General features: G+C 71.2%; 1 protein-coding gene and 1 pseudogene. Both read left to right on the forward strand.

Going from position 1 to position 2,394, the window contains the following annotated elements; genetic code table 11:
• The first annotated feature begins 6 nt into the window (after window positions 1–6).
• On the forward strand, window positions 7–1,719 hold the full coding sequence (murJ, locus tag G6023_RS14485) for a murein biosynthesis integral membrane protein MurJ (RefSeq protein ID WP_347570781.1): 1,713 nt from the start codon (window positions 7–9) through the stop codon (window positions 1,717–1,719).
• An 89-nt stretch (window positions 1,720–1,808) separates the two neighbouring features.
• A pseudogene (locus G6023_RS14490) lies at window positions 1,809–2,394 on the forward strand (protein kinase family protein); the annotation flags it as partial.

The raw sequence follows: 2,394 nt of genomic DNA on the forward strand, positions 1-2,394 counted from the left end.
CCGTCGATCGCGCGGCCGATCGCGCGGCCGATCGCCCCGACCCCGGAGCGGTCCGCAGCGCGCCCGGAGACGCCCGGCGGGGGGACCGGGGCACGGAACCGCGACTCCTCCGACGCGTCGGTGATGCGCTCGACGGGATCGATGGCCGTGGCCAACCTCGCGAGCCGCATCACCGGGTTCGTTCGGATGATCCTCATCCTCACCGTGCTCGGCCCCGCCGTGGCGTCGGCCTTCAACACCGCCAACACGCTGCCCAACATGATCACCGAGCTCGTCCTGGGTTCGGTGCTCACCGCGATGTTCATGCCGCTGCTGGCCAAGGCCGCGCAGGAGGACGAGGACGGGGGCGTGTCCTTCATCCGTCGCCTGCTCACCGTGACCTCGGTCCTGGCACTGGGGGCGACCGTCGTGGCGGTGGCGTGCGCGCCGCTGCTCACCGAGCTCAACCTGGGCGACGGCGAGGTCAACACGAACCTGGCCACCGCGTTCGCGTTCCTGCTGCTGCCGCAGATCTTCTTCTACGGCGTGTTCTCGGTGATGCTCGCGATCCTCAACTACAACGGTGTCTTCCGTCCCGGGGCGTGGGCGCCGGTGTGGAACAACCTGGTGGCCATCGCGACACTGGTGCTGTTCGCGGTGGTCGGCAGCGGCATCGACCCGGCCGCGCCGGTCAACCTGCTCAGCGCGCCCATCCTGCTGTTGGGCCTGGGCACCACCCTGGGCGTGGTGCTGCAGGCGGCGGTATTGGTGCCGGCCCTGCGTCGCGCGGGCGTGGACCTGCGCCCCCAGTGGGGTCTGGACCCCCGCATCACGCAGTTCGGCGGGCACGCCGTCGCCGGTGTGACCTATGTCCTCATCTCGCAGGTCGGTCTGGTCATGACCAACCGCATCGGGTCGGCTGCGGACGAGGCTGCCATCGCCATCTACCAGACCTACTGGCTGCTGTTGCAGGTCCCGTACGGGATCATCGGCGTCACCCTGCTCACCGCCATCAACCCCCGCCTGGCGGACAACGGGGTGGCCGGCCGCAACGACGCGGTGGTGCGGGACATCTCGCTGGGGACGCGGCTGTCCCTGTTCGGGCTGCTGCCGATCATCGCGTTCATGACCGCGTTCGGCCCGACGATCGCCACCGGCCTGTTCCGCTACGGGAACTTCGACGCCGAGAGCGCCCAGGTGCTCGGCCTGACCCTGACCTTCGGCGCGTTCACGCTGGTGCCCTACGCCGTGGTCCTGCTGCAGCAGCGGGTGTTCTACGCCCGCGAGGACTACTGGACGCCGACGGCGATGATCCTCGCGATCACGGTCGTCCGCGTGGTCCTGTCGCTCCTCGTCCCCGTGGTCGCCGACCAGCGGTCCCACGTGGTGATCGGCCTGGCCCTGGCCAACGGCATCGGCTGGGTCGTCGGCGCGGTCGCCGGGTTCGTCCTGCTGCGGTCGAAACTGGGGTCCCTGCGTGGTCGCGAGACCCTCCGGTCGGCCTCGTGGACCCTCGGCGCGTCGATCGTCGGCGCCCTGGTCGCACTCGCGGTGGACACGATCCTGCCGATGGACGCCCTCACCGACGCCGTCGGAAGCATCGGGTTCGTCCTGCGTGCCGGTGTCGCCGCCGTCATCACCCTCGCGGTGACCGGTCTGATCCTGTCGCGGTCCCGGTTGCCGGAACTCGACTCGATCACCCCCGTTCTCCGCGGACTCGTGGGGCGTCTGAGGAGATAGTCGAATCCACGCGGGGCCGGTACGTACACTCAGGGATCACGAGCGGCGCCTCCTGACGGGCTGCCGCACCAGGCGAGGAGGGTCAACGGGTGGGTGAACAGACTGGAGCCCCGGCACCGGACACCGCCTCGTCGCCACCGCGTCTGACCGTCGGAGGCCTGGTCTCCGGCGGCAGGTATGAACTCCTCGAACCGTGCGGTGGTGTCGCCGGCCAGTCCTTCTGGAAGGCCCGCGACCGGCGCCTGGGGAGGTTCGTCGCCCTGACCTTCGTCGACCCGCTCCCCGGCGAGCAGCCCCCGGGTTCGGCGACGGGGGTGCTCGACCGTACCGTCGCGCTCACCACGGTCTACGCGGACGGGTTGGCGCGCGTGCTCGACGTCATCCGCGGCCGCGCGGGCGGCATCGTGGTCTCGGAGTGGATCCCCGGACGCAGTCTCGCCGCGGCCGTGGCCGAGCCGGATCCCGACTCCGCCGTGGGTGCGGTGTGGAGTCTGGCGGACGCCGCGACCCGTGCCGAGGAGGTGGGCCTGACCCTGGGCCTCGACTCGCCGGACCGGATCCGTCTCACCGAGGACGGGCGCGCCGTCCTGGCCTTCCCCGGCGTCCGCGAGGGGGACGACGCCCGGTCCGACGTGCGGGGCCTGGGCGCTACCCTCTATGCGCTGCTCACCGGAG

It is taken from the genome of Dietzia sp. DQ11-71, assembly GCF_014144995.1.
Classification (GTDB): Bacteria; Actinomycetota; Actinomycetes; order Mycobacteriales; family Mycobacteriaceae; genus Dietzia; species Dietzia kunjamensis.